The following is a 2,267-nucleotide window of genomic DNA, read 5'->3' as shown; positions in this document are numbered from 1 at the left end:
ATCAGCAGGATGCCGAGCGGATCAGACCCCACAAGCCGCCCCTTCCGCCGGCGCGCCCTCCGCCGCCGCCGCATGGGCGGACAGGTCGGTGATGCTGGGCGCGGCGCCGCAGGACGGGCAGGCGGGGTCCCGCCGGAGGCGGATGGTGCGCAGGCTCGCGGCCAGCGCGTCCCAGATCAGCAGCCGGCCGGACAGGCCCTCGCCGATGCCGAGAATCTCCTTCAGCGCCTCGGTCGCCTGCCAGGTGCCGAGCACGCCCGTCACCGCGCCGAGCACGCCGGCCTCGCCGCAGCTCGGCACCAGGCCCGGCGGCGGCGGCGCGGGATACAGGCAGCGGTAGCACGGGCCGCCCGCGTGCGGCTTGAACGTGGACAGCTGCCCCTCGTAGCGCAGCACGGCGGCCGAGATCAGCGTCCGCCGCGCCAGCACGCAGGCATCGGCGACCAGGAAACGGGCGGCGAAATTGTCGGTCCCGTCGCAGACGATGTCGTAGCCGCCGATCAGCGCCAGCGCGTTCGACGCATCGAGCCGCGCCTCGATCGGCACGACGTCGACGCCCGGATTGATCGCGCGGGCCGCGGCTGCCGCCGAGTGGGCCTTCGCCATGCCGACGCGGTCGGTGGTGTGGGCGATCTGGCGTTGCAGGTTCGACAGCTCGATCCGGTCGTGGTCCACGATGCCGATGGTGCCGACGCCGGCCGCCGCCAGATACAGCAGCACCGGCGAGCCGAGACCGCCCGCCCCCACCACCAGCACGCGCGCGGCCGCGAGCCGCGCTTGGCCGGTGCCGCCCACCTCCGGCAGCAGGATGTGGCGCGAGTAGCGCTGGATGTCGTCTTCGCTGAAATCGAGGTCCATGCCCCATACCATAGGCGCCCGGAACGCCGCGCAGGAGAGGAGCCGCACGTGACCCAGCCATCCGACCGGACCGACGCGGCGCTGGTGCTGTTCTCCGGCGGCCAGGATTCCGCCACCTGCCTCGCCTGGGCGCTGGCCCGTTATGCCCGCGTCGAGACCATCGGCTTTGACTATGGGCAGCGCCATGCGGTCGAGCTGTCGTGCCGGGCGCCGCTGCGGGCGGGGCTTGCCGGGCTGCGCGACTGGGGCGCGCGGCTGGGGCCGGACCATCTGATCGACCTCACCGCCGGCATCGGGGCGCTGGGGGCGACCGCGATGACGGCGGAGCAGGCGATCGTGATGACCGACGAGGGGCTGCCCAACACCTTTGTCCCGGGCCGGAACCTGCTGTTCCTGACCTATGCGGCGGCGCTGGCCTGGCGGCGCGGCCTGCGGCGCATCGTCGCGGGCGTGTGCGAGACCGACTATTCCGGCTATCCCGACTGCCGCGACGACACGATCAAGGCGATGCAGCTCCCCCTCAATCTCGGGATGCAGCGCCGCTTCGTGCTGGAGACGCCGTTGATGTGGCGCGACAAGGCAGCGACCTGGGCGCTCGCGGACAGGCTCGGCGGCGCGCCGCTCGTGTCGCTGATCGTCGAGGGGACGCATACGTGCTACCTTGGCGACCGGACGCGGCGGCATGACTGGGGCTATGGCTGCGCCGCCTGTCCCGCCTGCGACCTGCGCGCCGGCGGCTGGGCGCGGTGGCGGTCGGGGCAGGGCGAATGAGGGGCCTGCCCGGCCCGGCGCCGCGCATCCGATGTCACGCCCGACGAAACGAGGTTCCTGGTCCATGACGCACCGTTGCGATCCCGTCCGCGCCGCCCTGGCGGGCGCCGCCCTTCTGCTGACCGCCGCCGTGGCGACGCCGCCCGCGCACGCGCAGGGCTTTCCCGTTCGCACCGCCGGCGACCTCGCCGCGCTGTGCGCCGGCGGCCCGGGCGGCGCGCAGAAGGCGGCGGCGATCAATTTCTGTCACGGCTTTGCCCAGGGCGTGCTGTCGCTGCTGCTGGAACACGACGCGAAGTCGGTCTGCCTGCCGCCGAAGCCGCCGTCGCGCACCCAGACGCTCGCGAGCTTCATCGCGTGGACGAAAAGCAGCGAGAACCGCGCCGCGGCCCCGGCGGGGCGGGGGCTTGAGGCGTTCTTCAAGGAAACCTTCGCCTGCAAGTAGCGTCGGGCGGCCGCGCACGGGGCGGCGCGCCGGATTGACCGCGCACCGCCCGCCACGCACCCTGTCCGCACAATGAACGGCGGGAGGGCATGATGGCGCAGCTGGCGGGCAAGGTCGCGTGGATCACCGGCGCGGGCAGCGGCATCGGCGCCGCGGCCGCGAAGGCGCTCGCGGCCGAGGGCGCGGCGGTGGT

The 2,267-nt window shown here is 73.7% G+C and carries 3 protein-coding genes; 2 read left to right on the top strand and 1 reads right to left on the bottom strand.

Annotation, left to right across the window (positions count from 1 at the left end):
* Positions 1 to 21: 21 nt before the first annotated feature.
* The gene (locus B8460_RS16700) at positions 22 to 858 is read right to left on the bottom strand and encodes a HesA/MoeB/ThiF family protein (protein WP_048862748.1); all 837 of its coding nucleotides are present in this window, start codon (positions 856 to 858) and stop codon (positions 22 to 24) included.
* Positions 859 to 906: 48 nt separating this feature from the next.
* On the opposite strand from B8460_RS16700, the gene queC reads away from it, so the two are divergent.
* Together queC and B8460_RS16690 are read left to right on the top strand one after the other, a co-directional pair.
* The gene (queC, locus tag B8460_RS16695; protein ID WP_048862747.1) at positions 907 to 1,629 is read left to right on the top strand and encodes a 7-cyano-7-deazaguanine synthase QueC; all 723 of its coding nucleotides are present in this window, start codon (positions 907 to 909) and stop codon (positions 1,627 to 1,629) included.
* A 64-nt stretch (positions 1,630 to 1,693) separates the two neighbouring features.
* Positions 1,694 to 2,074, top strand: coding sequence for a Rap1a/Tai family immunity protein (locus B8460_RS16690; RefSeq protein WP_048862746.1), 381 nt, complete (start codon positions 1,694 to 1,696; stop codon positions 2,072 to 2,074).
* Positions 2,075 to 2,267 lie beyond the last annotated feature (193 nt).

It is taken from the genome of Acidisphaera rubrifaciens HS-AP3 (assembly GCF_000964365.1).
Classification (GTDB): domain Bacteria; phylum Pseudomonadota; class Alphaproteobacteria; order Acetobacterales; family Acetobacteraceae; genus Acidisphaera; species Acidisphaera rubrifaciens.
Note: the sequence above shows the minus strand (reverse complement) of the source record. Positions and strands in the feature narration are given on the sequence as shown.